The sequence below is a fragment of the Agromyces sp. Soil535 genome (genome assembly GCF_001428255.1).
In the GTDB taxonomy this organism is placed as follows: Bacteria; Actinomycetota; Actinomycetes; order Actinomycetales; family Microbacteriaceae; genus Agromyces.
The window spans coordinates 210781-234414 of record NZ_LMRW01000023.1; the positions used below are offsets into that span (position 1 = coordinate 210781).

The 23634-nt window shown below is 68.1% G+C and carries 27 protein-coding genes; 13 read left to right on the forward strand and 14 right to left on the reverse strand.

The genetic code is table 11. The features are described from left to right. Positions 1-8: 8 nt before the first annotated feature. Positions 9-944 carry an SRPBCC family protein gene (locus tag ASG80_RS24510; RefSeq protein WP_235508349.1) on the reverse strand — a complete coding sequence of 312 codons (936 nt, stop codon included), beginning with the start codon at positions 942-944 and terminating at the stop codon, positions 9-11. Here ASG80_RS24510 and ASG80_RS14000 point away from each other — a divergent pair. Continuing rightward, positions 873-1475, forward strand: a complete 603-nt coding sequence (locus ASG80_RS14000) for a hemerythrin domain-containing protein (protein ID WP_235508331.1) — start codon at positions 873-875, stop codon at positions 1473-1475. The two genes, ASG80_RS24510 and ASG80_RS14000, sit on opposite strands and share 72 nt — an antisense overlap. Before the next feature lie 76 nt (positions 1476-1551). Here the strand turns inward: ASG80_RS14000 and ASG80_RS14005 are convergent, their stop codons facing one another. Continuing rightward, the gene (locus ASG80_RS14005) at positions 1552-2394 is read right to left on the reverse strand and encodes a UbiA family prenyltransferase (RefSeq protein ID WP_056732164.1); all 843 of its coding nucleotides are present in this window, start codon (positions 2392-2394) and stop codon (positions 1552-1554) included. A gap of 671 nt (positions 2395-3065) precedes the next feature. Here ASG80_RS14005 and ASG80_RS23630 point away from each other — a divergent pair. Together ASG80_RS23630 and ASG80_RS14010 are read left to right on the forward strand one after the other, a co-directional pair. After that, positions 3066-3323 (forward strand): hypothetical protein, encoded by a 258-nt coding sequence (locus ASG80_RS23630; protein WP_156401854.1) that lies wholly within the window; start codon positions 3066-3068, stop codon positions 3321-3323. Positions 3324-3615: 292 nt separating this feature from the next. Continuing rightward, positions 3616-4233 carry a DUF4232 domain-containing protein gene (locus ASG80_RS14010; RefSeq protein WP_056731732.1) on the forward strand — a complete coding sequence of 206 codons (618 nt, stop codon included), beginning with the start codon at positions 3616-3618 and terminating at the stop codon, positions 4231-4233. 327 nt (positions 4234-4560) lie between these two features. On the opposite strand, the gene ASG80_RS14015 is transcribed toward ASG80_RS14010, so the two are convergent. Together ASG80_RS14015 and ASG80_RS14020 are read right to left on the reverse strand one after the other, a co-directional pair. Then, positions 4561-5163, reverse strand: coding sequence for an aminoglycoside phosphotransferase (locus ASG80_RS14015; RefSeq protein ID WP_156401855.1), 603 nt, complete (start codon positions 5161-5163; stop codon positions 4561-4563). Positions 5164-5514: 351 nt separating this feature from the next. Then, a complete protein-coding gene (locus tag ASG80_RS14020; RefSeq protein WP_056731736.1) occupies positions 5515-5883 on the reverse strand; it encodes a VOC family protein in 369 nt (122 codons plus the stop codon). A gap of 61 nt (positions 5884-5944) precedes the next feature. Here ASG80_RS14020 and ASG80_RS14025 point away from each other — a divergent pair, with 61 nt between their 5' ends. Next, positions 5945-6397: a MarR family winged helix-turn-helix transcriptional regulator gene (locus ASG80_RS14025; RefSeq protein ID WP_056731738.1), complete on the forward strand. Its 453-nt coding sequence runs from the start codon at positions 5945-5947 to the stop codon at positions 6395-6397. A gap of 133 nt (positions 6398-6530) precedes the next feature. On the opposite strand, the gene ASG80_RS14030 is transcribed toward ASG80_RS14025, so the two are convergent. From ASG80_RS14030 to ASG80_RS14055, 6 genes are all read right to left on the reverse strand, one after another. Further along, on the reverse strand, positions 6531-6989 hold the full coding sequence (locus tag ASG80_RS14030; protein ID WP_056731740.1) for an iron chaperone: 459 nt from the start codon (positions 6987-6989) through the stop codon (positions 6531-6533). 99 nt (positions 6990-7088) lie between these two features. Next, a complete protein-coding gene (locus tag ASG80_RS14035; RefSeq protein ID WP_200952582.1) occupies positions 7089-9470 on the reverse strand; it encodes an excinuclease ABC subunit UvrA in 2382 nt (793 codons plus the stop codon). Positions 9471-9668: 198 nt separating this feature from the next. Then, on the reverse strand, positions 9669-10079 hold the full coding sequence (locus ASG80_RS14040; protein WP_056732166.1) for a VOC family protein: 411 nt from the start codon (positions 10077-10079) through the stop codon (positions 9669-9671). A gap of 5 nt (positions 10080-10084) precedes the next feature. Then, positions 10085-10540 carry a helix-turn-helix transcriptional regulator gene (locus tag ASG80_RS14045; protein ID WP_235508332.1) on the reverse strand — a complete coding sequence of 152 codons (456 nt, stop codon included), beginning with the start codon at positions 10538-10540 and terminating at the stop codon, positions 10085-10087. A 53-nt stretch (positions 10541-10593) separates the two neighbouring features. Continuing rightward, the gene (locus ASG80_RS14050; protein ID WP_056731744.1) at positions 10594-10998 is read right to left on the reverse strand and encodes a VOC family protein; all 405 of its coding nucleotides are present in this window, start codon (positions 10996-10998) and stop codon (positions 10594-10596) included. A gap of 9 nt (positions 10999-11007) precedes the next feature. After that, positions 11008-11448, reverse strand: coding sequence for a helix-turn-helix transcriptional regulator (locus ASG80_RS14055; RefSeq protein ID WP_056731746.1), 441 nt, complete (start codon positions 11446-11448; stop codon positions 11008-11010). A 158-nt stretch (positions 11449-11606) separates the two neighbouring features. On the opposite strand from ASG80_RS14055, the gene ASG80_RS14060 reads away from it, so the two are divergent. The 4 genes from ASG80_RS14060 (at position 11607) to ASG80_RS14075 (ending at position 14838) form a co-directional block, all read left to right on the forward strand. Beyond that, positions 11607-11957, forward strand: coding sequence for a helix-turn-helix transcriptional regulator (locus ASG80_RS14060; RefSeq protein WP_056731748.1), 351 nt, complete (start codon positions 11607-11609; stop codon positions 11955-11957). 49 nt (positions 11958-12006) lie between these two features. Further along, the gene (locus ASG80_RS14065; protein WP_235508333.1) at positions 12007-12570 is read left to right on the forward strand and encodes an SRPBCC family protein; all 564 of its coding nucleotides are present in this window, start codon (positions 12007-12009) and stop codon (positions 12568-12570) included. Between the two features lie 157 nt (positions 12571-12727). Further along, entirely contained in the window at positions 12728-13105 is a 378-nt protein-coding gene (locus ASG80_RS14070; RefSeq protein ID WP_056731752.1) for a metalloregulator ArsR/SmtB family transcription factor, read from the forward strand. A gap of 44 nt (positions 13106-13149) precedes the next feature. Next, positions 13150-14838, forward strand: coding sequence for a SulP family inorganic anion transporter (locus ASG80_RS14075; protein ID WP_200952584.1), 1689 nt, complete (start codon positions 13150-13152; stop codon positions 14836-14838). Positions 14839-14841: 3 nt separating this feature from the next. On the opposite strand, the gene ASG80_RS14080 is transcribed toward ASG80_RS14075, so the two are convergent. Further along, entirely contained in the window at positions 14842-15231 is a 390-nt protein-coding gene (locus ASG80_RS14080) for an META domain-containing protein (protein ID WP_162256636.1), read from the reverse strand. Positions 15232-15387: 156 nt separating this feature from the next. On the opposite strand from ASG80_RS14080, the gene ASG80_RS14085 reads away from it, so the two are divergent. Next, positions 15388-16002 (forward strand): HdeD family acid-resistance protein, encoded by a 615-nt coding sequence (locus tag ASG80_RS14085; RefSeq protein WP_056731756.1) that lies wholly within the window; start codon positions 15388-15390, stop codon positions 16000-16002. Between the two features lie 78 nt (positions 16003-16080). Here ASG80_RS14085 and ASG80_RS14090 read toward each other — a convergent pair whose 3' ends face one another. After that, entirely contained in the window at positions 16081-16848 is a 768-nt protein-coding gene (locus tag ASG80_RS14090) for an SDR family oxidoreductase (protein ID WP_056731759.1), read from the reverse strand. 138 nt (positions 16849-16986) lie between these two features. Here ASG80_RS14090 and ASG80_RS14095 point away from each other — a divergent pair, with 138 nt between their 5' ends. The 4 genes from ASG80_RS14095 (at position 16987) to ASG80_RS14110 (ending at position 19611) form a co-directional block, all read left to right on the forward strand. After that, a complete protein-coding gene (locus ASG80_RS14095) occupies positions 16987-17454 on the forward strand; it encodes an NfeD family protein (RefSeq protein WP_235508344.1) in 468 nt (155 codons plus the stop codon). After that, the gene (locus ASG80_RS14100) at positions 17451-18401 is read left to right on the forward strand and encodes an SPFH domain-containing protein (protein ID WP_056731764.1); all 951 of its coding nucleotides are present in this window, start codon (positions 17451-17453) and stop codon (positions 18399-18401) included. The genes ASG80_RS14095 and ASG80_RS14100 overlap by 4 nt, the downstream gene beginning before the upstream one ends. Before the next feature lie 6 nt (positions 18402-18407). Further along, a complete protein-coding gene (locus ASG80_RS14105; protein ID WP_056731766.1) occupies positions 18408-19160 on the forward strand; it encodes a glycerophosphodiester phosphodiesterase family protein in 753 nt (250 codons plus the stop codon). Positions 19161-19245: 85 nt separating this feature from the next. Beyond that, positions 19246-19611: an RNA polymerase-binding protein RbpA gene (locus ASG80_RS14110; protein ID WP_056731768.1), complete on the forward strand. Its 366-nt coding sequence runs from the start codon at positions 19246-19248 to the stop codon at positions 19609-19611. On the opposite strand, the gene lnt is transcribed toward ASG80_RS14110, so the two are convergent. Further along, on the reverse strand, positions 19593-21167 hold the full coding sequence (lnt, locus tag ASG80_RS14115; RefSeq protein WP_056731770.1) for an apolipoprotein N-acyltransferase: 1575 nt from the start codon (positions 21165-21167) through the stop codon (positions 19593-19595). The genes ASG80_RS14110 and lnt overlap by 19 nt on opposite strands. A 33-nt stretch (positions 21168-21200) precedes the next feature. After that, the gene (locus ASG80_RS14120) at positions 21201-23633 is read right to left on the reverse strand and encodes an RNA helicase (protein ID WP_056731772.1); all 2433 of its coding nucleotides are present in this window, start codon (positions 23631-23633) and stop codon (positions 21201-21203) included. Position 23634: the final 1 nt, after the last annotated feature.

Consider the following 23634-nt stretch of genomic DNA (forward strand, 5'->3'; position numbering starts at 1 on the left):
CGGGCAGGCTAACGACTCGACGCCGTCTCGTGGTGCTGATACCATCGCCGGGCTGCACGGGCCTTCCGTGTCAGCAGACGATCCAGCCGGCGGAAATCCTGGGCTAGGATCAGGTGCGTCGCCCACCCCGGGAGCCACCCGACCTGCCAGCGCAGGGAGTCGCCCAGGTCGCCCGAGTAGTCGGCCCTGATGTGCGTCACCGCGCCGGACGCCGTGCATGCGTATTCAACGCGCGCATTCCAAGGCGCAGACGACAGCCACACCACGCGCCGGTTCTCGTCGAGCGACTCCAGCTCGTCGACGAAGTGAACTCTGAACGGGCCGATGCGGTCCGTGGCCATCCACCTCATGCCGACGCGGAGCTGTCCGTCGTCGATCCGCTTTCGGTACTCGACGGCTGGGGCGAAGTCGTGCCATTTCGTCGGGTCGGCCAAGTAGGGGAACACCGCCTCGATCCGGTGGTCGACCGTGGCATGCACGACGACATGACGCTCCCAGCGACGCACCGTCGTCATGGGCCAGGGTCGGAGTTCGTCGGTCGGACTCTCGCCCCCAAGCGCGTCATCTTCCACGGGCGTGAGTGTATTCCGCGGCTCGCAGCGCGCGCAATCGATTCGTGGCCCGCACTGCACGTCCCGGAACTTGACCACGATGTGGAACGTAGCGGGGTGTAGGATGCGGGGTGTTCGCCGCGGGAAGCGGCATCCGCCCGCCGCTTCGTGGCGAGATCGGGGTGGAAGATGGCTGAGCAGCTGCCGTCGTCCGGGCTTCCGCCTGACGGGCAGACCGCCGGGTGCGATACGTCGGGCATGATCCTCGTCCATCGCATCTTCCGCTGGCTGTACCGAGAGCTTCCACTCCTCGTCCGCGAGGTGGAAGCCGACGACGTGACACGTGCCGGAGTCGTCGGGGTGTACGCGAAGCTTGACTTCTTCGCCCTCCATCTGCACCATCGAACGGAGGACACCGTGCTCTGGGATCGCCTGGCCACGCGTGATCCCGCCTGCGCCGCGCACGTGGATCTGATGCGCGCGCAGCATGCCGAGGTCGCATCGCACCTCGCCCGCATCGAGCCTCAGCTCGCTCCATGGGTGGAAACCGCAGATGCGGGACTTCGCGACACGTTCGCCGCAGATATCGAAGTCCTCCGCGACACACTGTACGGGCACCTCGGCGAGGAGGAGGACGACATCCTCCCGGTCGCCGGCGCGGTGATGTCCCAGCAGGAATGGGACGAGCTGGAGGCCCATACGCGTGCCACGCTCCTGGCGCACCGCAAGGACTTTCCGAGGGACGTGCTGTCGCTGCAACTCGGTCTGCTTCTCGCCAGCGTTCCCGAGGCAGAGCGTGACGAGTGGTATCACGCGAATGTTCCCGCACCGATCCGGCTGCTCTACTCCCTGCTGATGAAGAGAAGGTACGACCGCGCGATGCGGGAACTGTATCCCGACCGGCCCGTGCCGGCGATGTTCTGACCCGGCGGAGCGATCGATCGCGCGCGTCCGGGTCATGGGCCTCGACCACCGGCGCGTCGACCCTCGCGGGGTCGGGTCACGCTGCGAGAACGGGGTCGGCCGCGATGAGCTGAGCGGCCAGGAGCAGCGCGGCGAGCATGACGAGGCGGAAGAGCGCGCGCGACGGGGGACGCAGGAACGCTGCGGTGACCGTCGCGGCCGCGACTACGACTACACCCGCGAAGAACACCCACGAGACCGCCGAAACCCCGGACAGGTCGCCGCCGGCCGAGCCGATGAGCACCATCACTGCACCTGCGACCACCGCGCAGGCGGCGACGGTCGTCGCCACCCTCGGTCCCCAGCGGTGCGGAAGTCCCCGGACCCCTGTGGCGGCATCCTGATCCAGGTCGGGCAGCACGTTCGTCAGATGCACCGCCGCGCCGAGCGCAGCGCCGGCGATCCAAGCCCACGGCGGGGCGAAGGCGGGCTGCGGTGCCGAGAGGGTTGCCAGGCTCGGGAAGATCCCGAAGCTCACGAGGAACGGGACGATCGACGCCGCCGTTGACTTGAGCCCGGCGTTGTACGCCCACGCCGACCCGAGGGCGAGCGCGTGTGCGGCGAGCATCCGCCAACCGAGCAGTGCCGACAGCATCAGGGCCGCTGCCAGCGCAGCGAGGGCGGCACCCCAGGCGACGGGGAGTCCGACGTCGCCGCGCGCGATCGGCTTGTCCGGTCGCGACGCCATCCTGTCTCGCGGCGCGTCGATCGCGTCGTTGGAGATTCCGACCGAGAGCTGGCCGGCGAAGACCGCGAGCGCGAGCAGCCCGGCGCGGGCCGGGTCGAGCCCGGCCGCCCACCCGAATGCCAACGCGAGGGCGGTGACGATCGAGGTCGGCCCGGGGTGCGACGATCGCCACAGCGCCCCAGGTGTGCTCACGCGCACGATGCTCTCACGTCCCGCAGCGGGTCGTCTTCGGTGAGCGGCTGGAAGACCACGATGTCGTCGCGGCGGCGTCGATGGCACGACCTTGGAGACAGTGGGCGTCGGCGAGATGCTGCTCAACGCGATGGCGGGAGTGCCTGCTCAACTCTGGAAAGCGTTCCAACGCGATCCAGCCCCGTGGCTAATTGTTGCGTCCATGCTGGCCCTCTTCTGGGCGTTGGGGGCAATTGCCCAATGGCGGCGCCGGCGCCGGGCATAGGAACTCTTCAAGTTCTCCACCGGCTGTAACACGACCGTCTCACACCCGCGACCGGGCGCGCCATTGCACCGCGAACTCCCTGTCTCAACTTCGCCCGATGAGCGATCGCTCAGCGAGGTGCTGCGCGCGCATCGGTTGGGAGGTCGTATGTCATGGATAGCGTCTCGAACATGGAATGGATCGCAATGTCGATCGCGGTCGTCGCCGCGATTTTCACAGGCTGGCAAGCGTGGGAAGCGCGTAAATCACGAAAAGAGGCCCAGCGATCTGCAAGCGACGCTCAAGATCACGAGCAACGCGCAGTCGCGGCATCTGAGCGCATTGCGGCGGCGATCGAGGAACAGAACAGCGGGAGCGCGCCGCGGCCGAGAAGTATGAGACGCCGTTTGGGATCGGCGAAGAGTATGTGCAGGGCATCGGTGTAAAGCGCTGGAAGCTTGCTTTGGGTGGCACCGAAGCCGTGCACGATGTGAGTGTCGAGATCGATCCACCTGACAGAGCGTTCTCGATGCGCTCCGATCCCGTGCCAAGCGAAATACGACCTGGCGCAGTGGTTCTCTTCGACGGGTGGCGCGGTGGCAATGCACCAGACTTCATCGCCGTGACGGTGCGATGGACCCGTCCGAACGGCGACAGGCACCAGGCGCGAAAGGAATTGCACTGAGCGATCCTCTTGCGGGGGAGCGCCTAAATCCTGCAGTTTCTGCAGGTTGTGGATTTACCATCGGACATAATGTGCATTATCGGCGCACAAGGGCAGGGCCGATCCATCCTGATCCGCCAGCGCACGTGCCAGACCGAACCCGAAGAACGACCCCTCCGCGGCCTGCAGGGTCGAGCCCGCATCGAGGATCGCCAGCTCGAGTGGGAGATCGACCCCGGGTCGTCGTCGCGGCAGACCGAAACTATAGGAAGATATGTGCCCATAATGCAATCGAGCCCGTACGATTCGGGACATGAGAAGCGCAGCATCCACATTCCTGGTCGGCCTCGTGGCGATTTCGACGGCCGCGACCCTAGCCGCGTGCACGGCATCGGACACCCAGGCGTCGCAACCCGCACCAGCACCGACCGCCGCTGCCGCGCCGACGCCCTCGGAGGACGTTCGATGCCAAGACCACTTCGCTGCTGAGATCGAGTGGGGAACCGATCCCGCTGCTCCGAACACCGCGTACATCGCAGTCACCAATACGGGTGACGCGGCCTGCTCCCTGTCCGGATTCCCGAGCGAGACGGCGTTCCTGAGCGCGTCCGGCAGCCCGATCGAGACTCTGGGCTACGACTTGGAGGGCGCGCCGACGGCCGACGCGTACGGCCGGGCAGGCGAAGTCGTGACGGTCGACCCGGGAGAGCGCGCCTTCATTTGGGCCAGAATCGGACGGACCGCAGACCGGACCAGCGATGACCCTTGCAGGCTCCCCGTCGCAATGACCGGCGTCACCTTGATGCTGCCCGACGCATCCACACCGGTCGTCGCGCCCGCCGACGCGGAAGTATGTCTCGATACGGACGCTGATGACCTCCAAGTCGGCCCCATCGATTCACAACCCCGACCCGCTTCAACCGGAGGATGACGAAGGTCCGTGTACGGTACGTGAAGCCGCATCGGTAGTCGACGGAGGCTCGCAGTAAATGGTTTGCGGGCTGCGGGTGGCGTCCGGCTGTGCGTTGAACGGACGAACTCGAGACCCTCGAATACGAGGCTCTACCAACTAACCCATGCGAGTTGCATCTGATGCGAGAACTCGGGTCAGAGCGATACTTCCGCATGACTCCGCGGATCTCTGATCGCCTGTCGATCCCGTTGCGGTTCCAGGCGTACACCGGCGAGGTTCCGTGCGTCTGGCAAGCCACGGATTTCGAGGATCGGATCGCTGACGTGCACTCTGTCTCGAGTTGCCTCAGACCTCATCGTCATCCGAGACGAGGTCGAGCACACGCACGCTGATGTCCTGGTAGACGTTGAGCGCGGGTCGGTCCAATTGGTTGAACCAATCGGTCGCGATACGGAAGACGAGTCCGCGCACGAGGTACTGCGCGAAGCCGTCTGTTGGTTCGATCGTTTCAAGAAGCGACATGGGCGCACCTTCGAAGCACACGGCGTCGACTGCGATGATCGCGATGGCGTACCGGACTGGCCGCCAGTACAGGGTGAGGTCGAGGACGGCAGGCGCCTTTACTTCGTCGAACAACACGTTCCCAGTGAGGTCACCGTGGATGATGCCCTGCGGATCCGACACAACCCGGCGAGCTGCGAGGAGCTCAGTAAGAAAGGGAGCACCGTCGATATCGGCCGGTTCAACCTCACCCCATGCGAGACGATCGGCTCGGGCCCACCCGTGCGAACGATCGTCGAGGAAGGCGGGTCGGTCGACTCCCCTGAATCGGTCCGCGAACCCGCGAGCCACCGTGGCGATCTCCGCCCATCTCTCCGTCTTGTGCTCTCCATCGAGCACCGGGAACGCAGTCCATCCGTCGACGACCAGCTCCCCTGTCCGGCTCATAATGGGAAGGCTCAGCCGGATGTCATCGGGGCTCGTGTCGCACCATGTGATCTCGTGAAGCCACTCAAGCTCACTGGGAAGCACGTCGAGTGGTTTGAGCACCACGTTGCCGACTCGCCACGCAGTCCCCCGGCCTCCAGGCAACTTCAGGGCCGGACCGTCAGCGCCGAACGCCTCGAGGACGTGTGCCGGCGGGTGCATCCTGTGATGCTATCCGTCAGCACCTCGATCGGAAATGGCGTCGTGAGGATGCCGACGGCACCGACCAACTCGGGGCCAACGAGTACGTGCCAGTATGCGACCACGGCTGCGCACCTCCCGGATGCCCATGAGGTGCGCAGCGGGTCTTCCTCAGGCGCGGCTGTGGAGCGTGATCGTATAGCCGTCCGGGTCGGCGAACGCGAAGGTCTGACCGAATGGCCCCTCGAACGGTTCGACGACGATGGGTGTGCCGCTCGCCACGAGCGCCTCGTGAATGGCCTGGGTGTTCGGGGCGTGCAGCCAGATTCCGACGCCGAGTCCCGGCTGCGGCGCCGCGGAGAGGTCGACACCCGGGGCGATGTCGCGAACCGCGAACGCGGCTGGCGCTGTGTCGAACACGACCGCGTGCGGCGGCCCGTTCTGGGCTCGAAGGAGGCCCAGCTGCTGCTCGTAGAACGCTGCTGATGCCTCCAGGTCGCGCACCTGAAGAGAGATGAAGCCGGGTCCGTTGGCCGACATGATGAGACTCCTAACGTATGTCAGTTTGTTGACATGAGGGATTGTATGTCAGACTACTGACATGAGTCAACACAGCCGTGGCGTCGACTTGGAGACCTCGTTGGGCTACTTGCTGAAGGAAGCGGCGAGCGGTCTCCGAGCGGCGATGGAGGGTGTTCTCCGCCCGTTGGGCATGAACATCAGCCAGTACGCGTGCCTGGAACTCCTCGCTCAACGGCCAGGTCTGTCCAACTCGCAACTTGCCCGTGGCGCGTTCATCTCACGGCAGTCGATGAACATCGTCATGCAGTCACTCGAACGCGATGGACTCGTCGTGCGCTCGGCCGAACCCCCGACCGGGCGCGCACTTCCGACGGAGCTCACTGAACTCGGCAGGCGACGACTGGAAGCCGCCAGCGCGAAGGTCAAGGCCGTGGAGGACAGGATGCGACGGGACCTCGATGCCGGCGAACAAGAACACCTTCGACGTCTGCTCGGCGCATGCATCGCGTCGCTGGCCTCGACCGCCCAGTGAACTCGAAGGCGAAGTGTTCAACCTCCTGGTCAGCCGGCTTTGAGCTGACGGGCAGCCGATCGAGAAGTGATTGGCAGGCCCGACGGCTCGGGCCCTCCCACCCGAGGCGGGACGCCCCGTGACGAGGTGGAACTCAGCTCACGGCCCGCTTCACGAGCGCCGCGATCCTCTTCTCGTCGTCGTCGGTCAATGCCGTCAGTGCGAACGCGGTCGGCCACATGGAGCCCTCATCGAGGTTCGCCGGGTCGTTGAAGCCGAGCGTCGCGTACCGGGTCTTGAACTTCCCCGCGTTCTGGAAGAAGCAGACGACCTTGCCGGACTTGGCGTACGCGGGCTGCCCGTACCAGAGCCTCGGCTCGAGTTCGGGCGCATTCGCCGTGATGATGGCATGGAGTCGCTCGGCGAGCACGCGATCCGACTCCGGCATCTCTGCGATCGCGTCGAGTACGGCCTGCTCCGCCTCGGCCCGGCTCGCGGACGCCTTCAGCTCCTTTGCCCGCTCCCTCATCGCGGCTCGTTCCTCGGCCGTGAATCCCTCGTACGACTTGCCTTTCGCGGTGTTGCTCGTGGCCGGCTTGGACGTGTCGGTCATTGCAGGTTCCTTTCTGAGCGATTGTGAACGACCCTACTGACACGAGCCGACCGCGGGCTTCTCCAGAACTGCTCGAAGCGCGTCACGCGCGAATCCCCGTCAGGAACCCACGTATGCGGCGAGGTGCTCGCCAGTGAGGGTCGAGCGGGTGGCGACGAGATCGGCGGGCGTGCCCTCGAAGACGATGCGGCCGCCGTCGTGCCCCGCGCCCGGGCCGAGGTCGATGATCCAGTCCGCGTGCGCCATGACCGCCTGGTGGTGCTCGATCACGATCACCGACTTCCCGGAGTCGACGAGTCGATCCAGAAGACCCAGGAGGTTCTCGACGTCGGCGAGGTGCAGGCCCGTGGTCGGCTCGTCGAGCACGTAGATTCCGCCCTTCTCGGCCATGTGCGTCGCCAGCTTCAGCCGCTGGCGTTCACCGCCGGACAGCGTCGTGAGCGGCTGGCCGATGGTGAGGTAGCCGAGCCCGACGTCGGCGAGCCGCTGCAGGATCGCATGAGCCGCCGGGATCCGCGCCTCCCCCGTGCCGAAGAACTCCTCGGCCTCGGTCACCGACATCGCGAGCACCTCGCTGATGTCGCGCCCGCCGATATGGTAGTCCAGCACGGATGCGTCGAACCGCTTGCCCTCGCACACCTCGCAGACGGTGGAGACGCCCGCCATCGGACCGAGGTCGGTGTAGATGACGCCGGCGCCGTTGCAGTTCGGGCACGCTCCCTCGGAGTTGGCGCTGAACAGCGCCGGCTTCACGCCGTTCGCCTTCGCGAACGCCTTGCGGATCGGCTCGAGCATCCCGGTGTACGTCGCCGGGTTGCTCCGACGCGACCCCTTGATCGCACCTTGATCGACCGACACGACGCCCTCGCGCCCGGCCACGGAGCCCTGGATCAGCGAGCTCTTGCCCGAACCCGCGACGCCCGTGACGAGAACCAGCACGCCGAGCGGGATATCGACGTCGACGTCCTGCAGGTTGTGCTCGTCGGCGGCGCGGACTTCCAGTGCACCGGTGGACGTCCGTACCTCCCGCTTCACGGAGGCTCGATCATCCAGATGCCGTCCCGTGAGGGTGCCGCTGGTCCGCAGCTCGTCCACGGAGCCCTCGAAGACCACTTCGCCTCCGGCCGCGCCGGCGTGCGGTCCGAGATCGACCACGTGATCGGCGATCTCGATGACCTCCGGCTTGTGTTCGACGACGAGCACGGTATTGCCCTTGTCCCGCAGCTGGAACAGCAGGCGGTTCATCCGCTGGATGTCGTGCGGATGCAGCCCGACGGTCGGCTCGTCGAAGACGTAGGTGACGTCGGTGAGCGATGAGCCGAGGTGACGGATCATCTTGGTGCGCTGCGCCTCGCCACCGGACAGCGTTCCCGACGACCGGTCGAGCGAGAGGTAGCCCAGTCCGATCTCGACGAACGAGTCGAGGATCTGCTGGAGCGTGGCGAGCAGCGGCGCAACCGATGGTTCGTCGAGACCGCGGACCCATTCGGCCAGGTCGCTGATCTGCATCGCGCAGGCATCGGCGATGCTGATCCGTTGGATCTTCGACGACCGGGCGCCATCGTTGAGGCGGGTGCCGCCGCAGTCGGGACACGGTGCGAACGTCACCGCTCGCTCGACGAACGCGCGGATGTGCGGCTGCATCGCGTCCACGTCCTTGGACAGGAAGGACTTCTGGACCCTCGGGACCAGGCCCTCATAGGTGAGGTTGATGCCGTTGATCTTCACCTTGGTCGGCTCGCGATAGAGGAAGTCTCGCAGCTCGGTCTCGCTGTAGTCCCGGATCGGCTTCTCGGGGTCGAAGTAGCCCGACTCGGAGAACATCCGCGTCGACCAACCGTCAGCGGTGTAACCGGGAACCGTGATCGCGCCCCCGGCGAGCGACTTGCTCTCGTCGTAGAGCCGGCTCAGGTCGATCTCGGAGACCGTTCCCATGCCCTCGCAGCGCGGACACATTCCGCCGAGCTGCGCGAATTCCCTCGTCACCGTCTTCTGGTCGCCGCGCTCCATCGTGATCGCACCGCCCCCGTGCACCGTGGGGATGTTGAATGAGAACGCCTGCGGTGAGCCGATATGCGGCCGGCCGAGTCGGCTGAACAGGATGCGCAGCATCGCGTTGGCATCAGTGACGGTGCCGACGGTGGAGCGCGCATTGGATCCCATCCGCTCCTGGTCGACGATGATGGCGGTCGTCAGCCCATCCAGCACATCGACGTCGGGCCGCGCAAGCGTGGGCATGAAACCCTGCACGAACGCGCTGTAGGTCTCATTGATCATCCGCTGCGACTCCGCAGCGATCGTGTCGAACACGAGTGAGCTCTTGCCCGAACCGGAGACACCGGTGAACACCGTCAGCCGGCGCTTCGGGATCTCGACACTGACGTCCTTCAGGTTGTTCACGCGCGCACCCTGCACGCGGATCAGGTCGTGGCTGTCGGCAGCCTGCAGCGCCGGCGACTGCGTGTCAGCCCTCGTGGCCATGCTCATCGTGTCTCCATCTGTTGGGCGATGCCGCCTTCGCGGTCTCCGTCCGCGTCGTCTGGTTCGATTCAACCAGCTTCGAGCAGCACGTCGGGTTCTCCTTCGGCAGCGATCACAACCAGCAGCCGCCACCGACGTCGTGCGCGGGCTCCTTCATGGGGCCGTCTGTGCACGCCACGGCTGCCATCGCCGCACAGCTCAGTGCAGCTCCTGGATGCGGATCAGGTTGCCTGCGGGATCGCGGACGGCGCAGTCGCGAACTCCGTAGTCCTGCGCGATCGGCTCCTGGACGACCTCGGCGCCGCTGGCCTGCAGCCGCGCGAAGGTGCCGTCGAGGTCGGCGGTGGCCAGAAGGATGCCGGCATAGGTGCCCTTGGCCATCATCTCGACGATGGTGCGGCGCTCGTCGTCGGTGACGCCGGGGTCGGCGGCCGGCGGTTCCAGGACGATGGATGTGCCGGGCTGGTCGGCAGGGCCGACCGTGATCCAGCGCATCCCCTCGTATCCGACGTCGTTGCGGACCTCGAAGCCGAGCGTGTTGCGGTAGAACGCCAGGGAGGCGTCCGGGTCGGTGTGCGGGAGGAAACTCGCGTGAATGGTGATGTCCATGGCAATCACGCTAATTGCGGCTCGGGGGCCCGCGCTTCTCGATTCCTGATCGGTTTGGTCACCTGTTTCGCCACGCAGGACGGCATCCCCGCCGTCGCGCGTGCCGCTCGGCGCCGATAGACGCTGGGCGGCACACCGACCAGCTCCGTGAAGCGACTGCTGAAGGTGCCCAACGACGAGCATCCGACCTCGAAGCACACCTCAGTGACGCTGAGGTCGCCACGACGAAGCAGCGCCATCGCGCGCTCGATCCGCCGCGTCATCAGGTAGCCGTACGGCGACTCGCCGTAGGCGAGCCGGAACTGGCGGCTGAGGTGCCCAGCCGACATGTTCACGCCGCGGGCGAGCGCCTCCACGTCCAGCGGCTGTGCGTACTCCCGGTCGATCCGGTCGCGGACGCGGCGCAGCCGCGCGAGGTCGCGCAGGTGCCGCGTTGCGGCGGGTCTGCTGGTCACCTGCATGACGTTGTGAGTGCCGTGAACTGTGGCTAGGTTCTCGAGGGCGGCTGCCGCGATCAGGCCGCCTGGGAGATCCGGACGGTGTTGCCCGACGGGTCGCGGAACGCGCAGTCGCGCGGGCCCCAGCCCTGGTCGATGGGCTCCTGGAGGACCTCCGCGCCGGTAGCGCGCACTGTCTCGAACGTCGCATCGACGTCGTCGGTGCTGAACACGAGCATCGGCAGGACGCCCTTGGTGAGGAGCTCCTGCATCGCGTCGCCGTCGGCCTTCGAACGGCCGGCATGCGGCTCGGAGAGCACGATGCCGAGTCCGGGCTGAGCGTCGCTGCCGAGGGTGACCCAGCGGTACGGTCCGGAGGACACGTCGTTCTGCACCTCGAGGCCGAGCGCGTCCCGGTAGAAGGTGATCGCCTCGTCGACGTCGCTGACGGTGATGTTGGTGTACTGGAGTGCGATGGTCATACCGTGACTCTAGGCCGCGGCCTGGCCGGTCGCTTCTCCGATCCTGCTCGAATCCTTCCGGACCGGGCGCGTGTACGTCTTCGCCACACAGGCCGGCATGGCGTTGACCGCGTCGTGCTCGCGGCTCCGGTATGCCGTCGGGGTCTCCCCGACGATCTCGGCGAACCGCGAGCTGAACGAGCCGAGGGAGGTACAGCCGACCGCCATGCAGGCGTCGGTGACGCTCATGCCCGCCCGCAGCAGCGCCATCGCGCGCTCGATCCTGCGGGTCATCAGGTAGCTGTACGGCGTCTCGCCGTATGCCGCGCGGAACCGGCGCGAGAAGTGCGCGGGCGACATGAGCGCCCGCTCGGCCATGGTCGGGACGTCGAGCGGTTTCGCGTACTCACGGTCGATCAGATCCCGGGCACGCCGCAGGTATGCGAGGCTCTCGAGCTCCTGCGGGGTCATGATTCGACGCTAGCATCCAGCGCGTCGGATGTCAGGTGCCCCTGCGACTCCAGGTCGGCCGTCGATCCCGGCGTCGACGAAGGCAGAAGCAGAACGAGCCGTCGGCGGATCATCTATAAGCATTGACTTATCTAAGCCGTGCTTGATATTCTCTGCCCATGCACGCCTTCGATGTCCTCGGTGATCCGGTCCGCCGTCGGATCCTCGAGCTGCTGGTCGACGATGAGCGGTCGTCGGGTGACATCGTGGCGGTCATCCGCGCGGAGTTCGGCATCACCCAACCGGCCGTCTCCCAACACCTTCGCGTCCTCCGCGAGAACGGGTTCGCGCGCGTTCGCGCCGAGGGCACCCGCCGGCTGTATGCCGTCGATGCGAGTCCACTGCAGGACGTCGATCGATGGCTCCAGCCGTTCCGGCAGTTCTGGACCCAGCGGCTCGACGCCCTGGGCACGGAGCTCGCCAGGGGGCGCCGAGAACGGCGCGCTCGCACCGCAACCAAGGAGGATTGACCAAGTGTTCGACATGTTCGAAGAACTCGCCGCCATCCACCGCGACGTCGTGCGCGACGACGGCGGCGAGACCGTTTCGCTGAAGCTTGCCCGTACGTACGAGGCCGACGCAGATGATGTCTGGGACGCCTTGACCAACCCCGAGCGCCTCCCCCGCTGGTTCTACCCGATCAGTGGCGATCTGAGGATTGGAGGCAGCTTTCAGTTCGAGGGCAATGCAGGCGGCGAGATCCGTCAGTGCGACCGGCCGACTCGGCTCCAGGTGACCTTCGGCGGCCCTGACAGCGTCGTCGAAGTCGGTCTCTCCGAGTCCGGCGCCGAGACGACCGTCGAACTCACGCACACCGTTCCGCTGGCGATGGCCGGGAGCGGGGCTGGGGCGCTCTTCGTAGGGCCGGGTTGGGACGGGGCCCTGCTCGGGCTCGGCATCCACCTGCGCGGAGAGGCGGTCGGCGACCCGCTGGAAGCGGCGAACTCCCCCGAGGTCGTCGGGTTCAACCGTGGGTCGATTGATCGGTGGGTCGAAGCCATCGACTCATCCGGCACCGCGACGGCAGAGGAGATCGCCGGCGCTCGTGAGGTGGCGGTCGCCCGGTACACCGTCGTGCCCTGATACGACAGCCGAAGAGCCGCCGGGAGTCGACCGTCAGGTGCTCGGCGGCTCCTCGACGTGTGTTTCGCGGTCCCCATCCCTCTCCGCTCTCCGCGTCGTGCGAGTCCGCAGCCGAGCGTGGCATGATGGTTTGATCAAGTCGTAAAGCCGCAGGAGGATGCCGGTGCTATCCGAGCCCAACCGCCCCCTCTACGAGGTGAAGGCGGGCCTGTTCAAGGGGCTCGCGCACCCCATCCGCATCCGCATCCTCGAGGTGCTCTCGGCCGCCCCGGAAGCGTCGGTTTCGGAACTCATCACCGCGACCTCGCTCGAGGCCTCCCATCTCTCGCAGCACCTCGCGGTCCTTCGTCGCAACCGGCTCGTGGTCGCGGACCGGCGCGGAAGCCTCGTGTACTACCGGCTCGCCTATCCGCAGGTGGCGGACCTCCTGCGCGTCGCGCGGGCGCTGCTCGGCGAGATCCTCGAGACCACCCAGCGCCAGCTCGTCGAGCAGGACGGGCTGCCCGAGATCCCTCCCGTGAGCGTGACGACGTGAGCGACGACACCTCCACGGGCGCCGATCCCGGAGGGGACGCACCGATGGGCGACTCCCCCGTGGCATCCGTCTCGCGCGCTCGATGGCAGCGCGCCGCGGCCGCCGTGCGCAGCCTCGCGCCCGCGGCATCCGACTACCGAGGGCTGGGACGCACGTGGCGCGGCGACCTGGCGGCCGGGGTCACGGTCGGCATCGTCGCGCTGCCGCTCGCACTCGCCTTCGGGGTGAGCTCGGGCGCCGGCGCCGAGAGCGGTCTCGTGACCGCGATCGTCGCCGGGCTGGTCGCTGCCGTGTTCGGCGGCTCGAACGTGCAGGTGTCGGGGCCGACCGGCGCGATGGTCGTCGTGCTCGGCCCGATCATCGCCGCGAACGGCGTCGGGGTGCTGGCCGTGCTGTGCGTACTCGCGGGATTCATCGTGATCGTCGCCGGCGTACTTCGGCTTGGCCGCGCGGTCACGTACATTCCCTGGCCGGTGATCGAGGGCTTCACCCTCGGCATCGCGATCATCATCTTCCTGCAGCAGGTTCCTGCGGCCATCGGCGCCGACCCCTGGCCGAGCCCCAACGCGTTCCTCGCCGCGGTCGGGGCCGTGCCGAGCGCGAGCTGGCCCGAAGTCGGCTGGACGCTCGGGATCGTCGCGGTCGTCGCGGCGATCATGGTCCTCGCCCCTCGGATCCACCCGCGCTTCCCGGGCTCCATCGTGGCGATCGTCGTGGTCAGCATCATCACGGCCGTCGCCGGCCTGCCCGTCGACACGATCGGCCAGCTGCCCGCGGGACTCCCTGCCCCGACGTTGCCGACCGCCGACTGGGTGACGCTCGCCAGCCTCGCCGGCCCCGCCCTCGCCATCGCGGCCCTCGCGGCGATCGAGTCGCTCCTCTCGGCGCGGGTCGCCGCGTCGATCTCCGATACCGGCCCGTACGACGCCGACCGGGAGCTCGTCGGCCAGGGACTGGCGTCGATCGCCTCCGGGTTCTTCGGCGGCATGCCGGCGACCGGGGCGATCGCCCGTACCGCGGTGAACGTGCGCTCAGGTGGTCGCACCCGGCTCGCGGCGATCACCCACGCGGTCCTGCTCCTCGGCGTCGTGTCATTCGGGGCGGCGATCGTCGCGCGCATCCCGCTCGCCGCGCTCGCGGGGGTGCTCATGGTCACCGCGTTCCGCATGATCTCGATCGCGACCGTGCGCACCGTCGTCGGTTCCACCCGCGCCGACGCCATCGTGTTCGTCGTCACCGCCGTCATCACGGTGAGCTTCGACCTCATCTACGCCGTGCTCATCGGGATCGCCGCAGCCGCGTTCTTCGCCCTGCGCGCCCTCGCCCGCTCGAGCGGGGTGCATCGCGAGGAGCTGCCCGGCCCGGCCGAGCCCGGCGACGAGCGCATCGCCCTGTTCCGGCTCGAGGGCGCGCTGTTCTTCGGCGCCGCCGAGCGCATGCTCGAGCGCGTCGGCGACATCCGCGACATCGAGGTCGTCGTCATCCGGATGTCGCAGCTGCAGATCCTCGATGCCACCGGCGCGCAGGTGATCACCGAACTGATCACCGCCCTCGAACGCCGCGGGGTGACCGTGCTCGTGAAGGGAATCCAGACCCGCCACCTGCGACTCGCGGAGCGCGTCGGCGTGATCGCATCGCTGCGGCACCAGAACCACCTGTTCGACGAGCTCAAGCCCGCGGTGGAGCATGCGCGAAGTCATGTGCGACGAGCCGCCGAGCAGTCGCAGCCCTGACGATCAGCCGGAATCGCCGCTGCGCTCGAGCTGGCCGATCTGGGCGCCGTCGCTCCCGAGGATCGTCATCGTCGAACCGGAGATCGTCGCCTGGCTCAGCCCGTCGAGCCAGGTGTCGACGTCGGGGCACGCCATCCGGGTCGATGCCACGGAGTCGAAGTACACGATGTCGTCGTCCTCGAGCCGCCATGAGCCCGACAGGCGGTTGCACCCGTCGGTTCCGCTGAGCACGCCGCCCTCGTCGAGCGTGAGTGAGGGCGCATCCTCGTCGGTGGACTCGATCCACGTGCCGACGGGATCGATCGGCTCATCGCCGGGCGACGTCGCGCAGCCGGCCAGTGCCACGGCGGCCACGATGATGGTCACTGCGAACGGAGCACGCATCCGAGACATGCTCGCAGCATAGCCCTCGCCGTTCTCGCGGTGGACGATGCGCCCGCCGACAAATCGACGAGGACGCGCGCCCTCACATCCGACACTCAGCCGCCATGGAGGAATAGCCTGACTCCTGCAACGCACCACGTCGTCGTTCAAAAGGAAGGGCATCTCATGTCTACGCCGCAGTCCAATATGGGGTTCGCCGCGTTCACGCTGGACTCAGCGGAACTGTCGAAGTCCGCGATCAACACCGTGCGCACGACCCTCGGGATCACGGGCGCCGTCGCGCTCATCGTCGGCATCCTGATCACGTTCTGGCCGAAGAACTCCCTCCTCGTGATCACCGTGATCCTGGGTATCTACTTCATCATCGCCGGGCTCGCGTACGCAGGCCTCGGCATCTTCTCCAGGGGCATCTCGGGCGGGGCAAGGACGCTCGACATCATCCTCGGGATCCTGTTCGTGATCGGCGGCATCCTCGCCCTCGCGAACGTCCAGGCCGCGGCCGAACTGCTCGCGGTGTTCTTCGGCCTCCTCATCGGCATCCTGTGGATCGTCGAAGGGGTCGTCGCACTCGTGCAGTCGGGCGATGCGCCGTCGAGGGGGTGGGCGATCTTCTTCGGCATCCTGAGCATCGTCGCCGGCATCGTGTTGCTGTTCTCGCCGCTGTGGGGAACGGTCGTGCTCTTCATCATCGCGGGCATCGGCCTGATCGTGCTCGGCATCGTGCAGATCGTGCGTGCCTTCACGTTCGGCCGGGGCGCGAGCGCTGCTGCAGCCGCGTAGGGACCGATCGACGACGAAGGCCGGTTCCGGAGCGCGCACCGCTCCGGAACCGGCCGTTCGCCATGGCCGATGCGCGGCCTAGTCCTCGCGAGTGAAGCCCGACGTGTCACCCACGTAGCGGGTGTGGTCGGCCGGAACAGGGTCGACGACGGCCGACGCCACCTCCGCGGCGAACTCCGACACGTTGTAGAGGCGCCCGGCGTCCTCCTTGCGGGCGGCGATGGCGCCCGGGTTCGCGCGCTCGAGCAACGTGGCGGTGATCGTGCCCTCGATCATGTCGCCCGACACCACCACGAACTCGACGCCGGATGCGTCGAACTCGGGCAGCTTGGCGCGCAGCGCGTCCTCGCCGGCGCGCTTGGACAGTGCCACGGGCTCGTATTCGGGCATCGTGGGGGTGGTGCGGATGAAGTGCGCCTGGTGGCTCGTGACGAATACGATGCGGGCGCCGTCTGCGAGGTGCGGCAGCGCGCCCTCGACGACGTTGACCTGCGCGTCGCGGTTGAGCCGCATCGCGTAGTCCTCCCCCATGCCCGACTCCATGCCGCCCGAGGCATTCAGGACGACGATGTCGATCGGGCCGAATTCGGCGGCGGTGCGCTCGAACATCTCGGCGACGGATGCCGCGTCGGTGAGGTCGGCCCCGACTGCGATGGCGCGGCCGCCCGCCTCGGTGATCTCGGCGGCGACCTTCTCGGCCCGCGGGGCCTTGCTGCGGTAGTTGACGACCACCGCCGCGCCCGCCCCTGCGAGGTACCGCACGGTGTCGGCGCCGATGCCGCGCGACGAGCCCGTGACGAGTGCGACGCGACCGTCGAGCGATCCGGGGGCGAGTGGGTTGGTCACGGCAGGGACTCCTCGTGGCTTCTGGTGCGGACGGACGGTCCTGGCGGGGCGCCGAACCGAGACTATCAACTCCCCCGCCGCGGCATCCGCCCTGCTAGTTTCGAACCGGGGTGCGTGCGAAGGAGACCGAATTTGGATGTGCTGACCCAGTACGCGTGGATCGTCTGGTTGGTCCTGATCCTCGTGTTCGCGACGATCGAGGTCTTCACGCTCGAGATGACGTTCCTCATGCTTGCCCTCGGCAGCGTCGCCGGTCTGCTGTCCGGACTCTTCGGCATCCCCTGGTGGGCGCAGTTCATCATCGCCGCAGTCGTCGCGGTCGCGCTCATCCTCACGCTGCGACCGCCGCTGCTTCGGCTGCTGAGGCGCGGCGGCGACCCGGCCCGCAGCAACATCGACGCGCTCATCGGGGCCGACGGCTCGGTCGTTCGCACGGTTACGCCGTCGGGCGGCCAGGTTCGTCTCCAGAATGGAGAGATCTGGACGGCGCGCCTCTCCCCCATCACCGAGCAGGTGGATGTCGCGGTGGGCCAGCGCGTGCTCGTCACCGGCATCGATGGCGCGACGGCGGTCGTCGTGCCCGTTGAGAGGAGCACCCCCCAGTGATCGAAGTCTCCACCATCATCGGCGTGGTCGTCGTCGCGGCCATCGCCATCTTCGTGATCGTGATCCTCGCGCGATCGATCCGCATCATCCCGCAGGCCTACGCCGGCGTCGTCGAGCGACTCGGCCGGTACCACAAGACCCTCACGCCCGGACTGAACCTGCTGGTGCCGTTCATCGATCGGCTCCGCCCGCTCGTCGACCTGCGCGAGACGGTGGTCTCGTTCCCGCCGCAGCCGGTGATCACCGAGGACAACCTCGTGGTCTCGATCGACACGGTCGTCTACTTCCAGGTCACGGATGCCCGGGCGGCCACCTACGAGATCGCGAACTACCTCGGGGCGGTGGAGCAACTGACGACCACGACCCTCCGCAACGTGGTCGGCGGCCTCAACCTCGAAGAGGCCCTCACCAGCCGCGACAACATCAACGGCCAGCTGCGCATCGTGCTCGACGAGGCGACCGGCAAGTGGGGCATCCGCGTCTCGCGGGTGGAGCTGAAGGCGATCGACCCGCCCCTCTCCATCCAGGACTCGATGGAGAAGCAGATGCGCGCCGAGCGCGACCGGCGTGCGCTCATCCTGACCGCCGAGGGCACGAAGCAGTCGCAGATCCTCACTGCCGAGGGCGCCCGGCAGGCCGCGATCCTCCAGGCCGAGGGCGATGCGAAGGCCGCGGTGCTGCGCGCGCAGGGCGAGGCGGAGGCGATCCTCACCGTCTTCGACGCCATTCACAAGGGCGACCCCGATCCCAAGCTGCTCAGCTACCAGTACCTGCAGATGCTGCCGCAGCTGGCGGAGGGCCAGGCCAACAAGCTGTGGATCATCCCGAGTGAGCTCACCGAGGCGCTGAAGGGCATCGGCAAGGCGTTCACGCCGCAGTCGGGGGCACCGACGGATGCCCCGCCTGCCGACCCGTCGACGCGGATCTCGCCCACCGACCGACCCTGACGCAGCGTGGAGTCGACGTACTTCGATCCGCCGAGGCCGCGGGTGCTCGCACACCGCGGCCTCGCGCCCGACGCGCCTGAGAACACCATGCTCGCCTTCGCGAAGGCGGTCGCTATCGGCGCGGCGTACCTCGAGACCGACGTGCACGTGTCCCGCGACGGCGTCGCGGTCGTCGCGCACGACCCGACGCTCAAGAGGGTGGCCGGTCGCGACGTCGACGTGTCGGAGCTCACGATGGGCGAGCTTCGACGCGTCGAGCTCGGGCACGCACAGGGGTTCTGCTCGCTCGAGGAGGCGCTCGACGGGTTCGGGGAGCTGCGGTTCAACATCGACGTGAAGGTCGAGGGCGCCGTCGATCCCACCGTGGCCGCCCTCGCACGCACAGGGTCGGCGTCACGCGTGCTCCTCACGAGCTTCTCCGACGGCCGACGGCGCCGACTCGCAGGGCTCGTGCCCGACGCGGTCACGTCGGCCGGCCGTGCCGGCGTCATCCGTGCCCGACTCGCGTCACTCCTCTGGCCTCGCAGGCTCGCCGGCGCACTCCACGGCGCGGCGGCCCTGCAGGTCCCCGAGCGGGTCGGCCCCGTTCGGCTCGTCACTCCTCGCTTCGTGGAGGCGGTGCATCGCGCCGGCGCGGAGGTGCACGTCTGGACCGTGAACGACCCCGCCGACATGACCCGGCTCCTCGACCTCGGGGTCGACGGGCTCGTCACCGACCGCGCCGACCTCGCCCTCCCGCTCATCGCCGCTCGAAGCTGAGAATTCCCCGGCAATCCCCCAGTCCTCGGAAAGGGAATGCCCAGCTTGATCGTTTATACCTGTAGACGATCGAGAGGAGTACGCCATGGCGGACCGGAGCCTTCGGGGCATGCGAATCGGCGCGCAGAGCCTGCAGAGCGAGGACGGCGTGATCTTCGCCGACCGTGCCGACTACACCTACCGCTGTGAGACGTGCGGCCGCGAGACCGTGATGACGTTCTCGACCGAGGCAGAGCTTCCCGAGACCTGGGAGTGCAAGTACTGCGGTGCAGCCGCGACCCTCCTCGTCGACTCCAAGCCGGTCGAGATCGACCGCTCGGGCGAGAAGGTCGCCCGCACTCACTGGGACATGCTGCTCGAGCGCCGCACCCGCGCCGAGCTCGAGGAGTTGCTCGAGGAGCGACTCGCGTACCTTCGCGCGCGCCGCGGCCATCAGAAGATCGGCGCCTGACCCGACAGGTCGGATGCCTCGCCACCGACGTCGCCACGTGAGCGACGCCGCGCGAGAATGCCCGCGGCCACCAGGCCGCCGAGCGACGCCAGCACGATGACGGCGGGAACCCAGCTGCCCATCACGACGGACGGCGTGAGCCCTTCGCGCAGTTCGACATCGGTGATCATCGCGCCCGGCTCGTAGGCGGGCACCGCGTCGACCGTGCGACCGCCCGGGTCGATCACCTGGCTCGTGCCCACCGTCGAGATGTTGACGACCGAACGCCCGGTCTCGATCGCTCGCAGACGTGCGATCGCCAGCTGCTGCTGGTTCTCGTCGGTGCCGCGGAAGTCCGCGTTGTTCGTCTGGAACATGTAGAGGTCTGCGCCGTGGCGCGCGCCCTCCCAGATCAGCTCGTCGTAGATCACGTCGAAGCAGATCGCCAGGCCGGTCACCGCCTCCCCGAGGTCGAATACGGGCGGGTTGGTGCCAGGCGAGTAGCCGCGCTGGATCAGGCCGATGAGATCGGGAGCGAGCGCCTCGTAGAACCACCGATCGGGGATGTACTCGCCGAACGGCACCGGATTGCGCTTGTCGTAGCTGTCGACCGCCCCCTCGCCGGCCCGCCACAGCAGCGAGGTGTTGAAGAACTCGTCGTCGCGGGTGGTCACCGTGTTCAGTACCAGCGGTGCGTCGAGCTGTTCGCTCAGCGAATCGAAGATCTCAGCGACGTCGCCGCTCCGCGTGGGGTCGATATCGGACCCGCCCTCGGGCCAGAGCAGCACGTCGATGCCCGGCTCGTCGAGGATGGGCTCCGTGGCCTCGAGCTGCGCCTCGAGTACGTCGCCCTGCGCGCGTTCGTCGAAGTACCCGGCGGGGCCGTTGCCCTGCACGCTCGCCACCCGGAGCTCCCCGGTGGTGGTGGTCGGCCACGCGGGCACGAGCAGCGCGACGAGCGCGAGCGCCGCCATCGGCACCGCCGAGCGCAGGTCCTGCCACCCGCGCAGCCGCACCCACTCGATGACGCCCGCGACGAGGGCGACCATGATGAATCCGAGGCCCGTCGACCCGACCCACGAGACGACGTGGGCGAACGGGCTCTCGGATTGGCTGAGCGCCGCCCGCCCCCATGGGAACCCGCCGTACGGGAGCGTCCCGGTCGCCGCCTCCCGCACGCACCACAGGCCCGCCACGAGCAATGGGAGCCAGACGAGGCGCACCCACCTCGAGGTGCTCGCCCGCGGCACCCAGCGGTAGGCGAGCGTGATGAGCACCGCGCCGCCGGCCAAGAACAACGACTCGAGGATCGACAGCGCGAGCCATGGCACCGGACCGAGGTAGAGGGACGTCCACGAGACCTGCTGCAGGTAGAACGCGAGACCGAAGGCGAAGCCCACGAGCACGGCCGACCACGCGCCGCGCCCGATCAGGCTGACGAGCGCAAGGGCGATGCCCACGAAGGCGAGCGGCCAGATGCTCGCGCCCGGGAACCCGAGGTCGTAGACGAGCCCGCCGGCGATGGATGCGAGCACCGCGACCCAGAGAGGCAGCAGCGGACGCGGATTCTCGGGCACCAGATCAGCCTAGGCGACCGGCGGAGCGTGGACTCACGCGACGGAGCCGTACGCGACGACGCCTCGGCGCACCGCGTCGATCGCCGCGCGCGCCGTGGCCCCGAGCTCCGCGTCGGCCACGATGGAGACCTGGTCGAGCAGGTCGACCACCTGCTTCGTGAGGCGCACGAAGTCTCCGGCGGCCAGCTCGGTGTCAGTGAGCACCGTGCCCAGTCCGGCGCCGCCGGCCCACGCGTGCATCGCCGAGGCGAGCGCAGGCGAGGGCTGGTCGCTGCCGGAGAGTCGGTGCTCCCGTTCGAGGTCGTCGAGCTCGCTCCAGACATCCGTCGTCTGCTCGAACGCCTCGCGGAACCTGCCGCGGGGCAGCCTGAACTGCTCGCCGCGGTCGTCGCGCCGGGGTTCGTAGACCAGTGTTGCGGCGACGGCCGCGAGCGACGGCACGTCGAGTCCGTCCCACAGCCCTTGCCGCAGGCACTCCGCCACGAGCAGGTCGCGTTCGCCGTAGATGCGCTTCAGGATGCGGCCCGCCGACGTCGACACGAGGGACCCATGGCGGTCGCGCTCGAGGTATCCGAGCGTCTCGAGCACCTCGGCGACCCGGTCGAAGCGCTTTGCCACCTGACCGGTGCGGGTCCGGATCTGCCGCGACAGCCGATCGTGCTCCTGCTCGAGCCGCCACCACCGTTCCGCCCAACGAGCGTGCTGCTCGCGCTCCGCACAGCCGTGGCACGGATGCGCCCGCATCGTCTTGCGGGCCTCGACGAGCTCGCGCTGCATCCGCTCCCGCTGCGCGTGCGTCGGGTTGCCCTTCGAGGCCTGCCGCTCGAGCTCACCGATACGTCGCCGGATCGCCGCATACTCGCCGAAGTCGCCGAGGTGGCAGCGCATCGCCTCCTCGAATCCCGCCATCGACTCCTCCTGCTTCCGCAGGGTGCGCGCGAGGTCGACCACGGCACGGTCGGCCTGGAACTGCGCGAACGACAGCTCGAGGATCTGCCTCGTGCGTTCGCGGCCGAACTGGTCGACGAGGTTCACCGCCATGTTGTAGGTCGGCTTGAAGCTCGAGTTCAGCGGGTAGCTGCGCCGGGACGCGAGCGCGGCGACCGCCTCGGGGTCGAGGCCGTCGACCCACTGGATCACCGAATGCCCCTCGACGTCGATGCCACGGCGTCCGGCCCGCCCGGTGAGCTGGGTGTACTCCCCCGGCGTGATCGGCACGCGCGCCTCGCCGTTGAACTTCTCGAGCTTCTCGAGCACCACGGATCGCGCCGGCATGTTGACGCCCAGGGCGAGCGTCTCGGTGGCGAAGACCACCTTCAGGAGCTTCAGCTGGAAGAGCTCCTCGACGACCTCCTTGAAGGCCGGCAGCATGCCGGCGTGGTGCGCCGCCACGCCGCGCTGCAGGCCCTCCAGCCACTCCCAATAACCGAGCACGGCGAGGTCCTCGTCGCGCAGCATCCGTGCTCGCTCCTCGACGATCGCGCGGATCTCATCGCGCTCGGACGATTCGGTGAGGCGGATGCCGGAACGGAGCACCTGGCGGACCGCCTGGTCGCATCCCGCACGCGAGAAGATGAACACGATTGCCGGCAGCAGGTGCTTGCCGTGGAGCAGCTCGATCACCTCCGGGCGCTCGACGCGGCCGCCGCCCGGCGTCGGCTGGTGGTAGCGGCCCCGGTCGCCGCCGCGGCGCCCTCGCGCCGAGCGCGAGGAGATCGAGCGGCCGCCGGCGCGGGCGAGGCGCTGGAGCTCGGGATTGACCCGGTTCGTGGCCGCCAGCCCGGATGAGTCGAACAGGTCGAGCATCTTGGCCTTCACGAGCACGTGCTGCTCGAGCGGCACGGGCCGGTCCTCCGAGACGATGACGTCGGTGTCGCCGCGCACCGCCTGGAGCCAGTCGCCGAACTCCTCCGCGTTCGACACGGTGGCCGAGAGGGAGACGAGCCGCACCTCCTCGGGCAGGTGGATGATGACCTCTTCCCAGACCGCACCGCGGAACCGGTCGGCGAGGTAGTGCACTTCGTCCATCACCACGTACGCCAGCCGGTCGAGCAGCGGCGAGTCCGCGTAGAGCATGTTCCGCAGCACCTCGGTGGTCATGACCACGATGCGGGCGCCGGAGTTCACGTTCGTGTCGCCGGTGAGCAGGCCCACCTCTGCGGCGCCCCATTCATCGGCGAGCTCCTGGTACTTCTGGTTGCTGAGCGCCTTGATCGGCGTCGTGTAGAAGACCTTCGCCCCAGGCTCCTGCATGGCGAGGAACACCGAGAACTCGGCGACCACCGTCTTGCCCGCACCGGTGGGCGCGGCGACGAGCACGCTCCGCCCCTCGTCGAGCGCGGCGCAAGCGGCGCGCTGGAACGGATCCAGGTCGAAGCGCAGCCTCGACGTGAACTCGACGAGTCGGGGCTTCCGGCGCTGCTCGCGTGAGATCGCGTATCGCTCGGCCGGGGAAAGGCTCTTCACC

Coding starts and splice junctions, on each gene's coding strand:
- ASG80_RS24510 (WP_235508349.1), bottom strand. CDS start 944: ATGGAGGGCGAAGAAGTCAAGCTTCGCGTACACCCCGACGACTCCGGC.
- ASG80_RS14010 (WP_056731732.1), top strand. CDS start 3,616: ATGAGAAGCGCAGCATCCACATTCCTGGTCGGCCTCGTGGCGATTTCG.
- ASG80_RS14015 (WP_156401855.1), bottom strand. CDS start 5,163: ATGAGCCGGACAGGGGAGCTGGTCGTCGACGGATGGACTGCGTTCCCG.
- ASG80_RS14085 (WP_056731756.1), top strand. CDS start 15,388: ATGTCTACGCCGCAGTCCAATATGGGGTTCGCCGCGTTCACGCTGGAC.
- ASG80_RS14035 (WP_200952582.1), bottom strand. CDS start 9,470: ATGGCCACGAGGGCTGACACGCAGTCGCCGGCGCTGCAGGCTGCCGAC.
- ASG80_RS14045 (WP_235508332.1), bottom strand. CDS start 10,540: ATGCAGGTGACCAGCAGACCCGCCGCAACGCGGCACCTGCGCGACCTC.
- ASG80_RS14070 (WP_056731752.1), top strand. CDS start 12,728: ATGCCGGTGCTATCCGAGCCCAACCGCCCCCTCTACGAGGTGAAGGCG.
- ASG80_RS14075 (WP_200952584.1), top strand. CDS start 13,150: ATGGGCGACTCCCCCGTGGCATCCGTCTCGCGCGCTCGATGGCAGCGC.
- ASG80_RS14050 (WP_056731744.1), bottom strand. CDS start 10,998: ATGACCATCGCACTCCAGTACACCAACATCACCGTCAGCGACGTCGAC.
- ASG80_RS14020 (WP_056731736.1), bottom strand. CDS start 5,883: ATGTCGGCCAACGGACCCGGCTTCATCTCTCTTCAGGTGCGCGACCTG.
- ASG80_RS14110 (WP_056731768.1), top strand. CDS start 19,246: ATGGCGGACCGGAGCCTTCGGGGCATGCGAATCGGCGCGCAGAGCCTG.
- ASG80_RS14030 (WP_056731740.1), bottom strand. CDS start 6,989: ATGACCGACACGTCCAAGCCGGCCACGAGCAACACCGCGAAAGGCAAG.
- ASG80_RS14080 (WP_162256636.1), bottom strand. CDS start 15,231: ATGTCTCGGATGCGTGCTCCGTTCGCAGTGACCATCATCGTGGCCGCC.
- ASG80_RS14060 (WP_056731748.1), top strand. CDS start 11,607: ATGCACGCCTTCGATGTCCTCGGTGATCCGGTCCGCCGTCGGATCCTC.
- ASG80_RS14040 (WP_056732166.1), bottom strand. CDS start 10,079: ATGGACATCACCATTCACGCGAGTTTCCTCCCGCACACCGACCCGGAC.
- ASG80_RS14055 (WP_056731746.1), bottom strand. CDS start 11,448: ATGACCCCGCAGGAGCTCGAGAGCCTCGCATACCTGCGGCGTGCCCGG.
- ASG80_RS14025 (WP_056731738.1), top strand. CDS start 5,945: ATGAGTCAACACAGCCGTGGCGTCGACTTGGAGACCTCGTTGGGCTAC.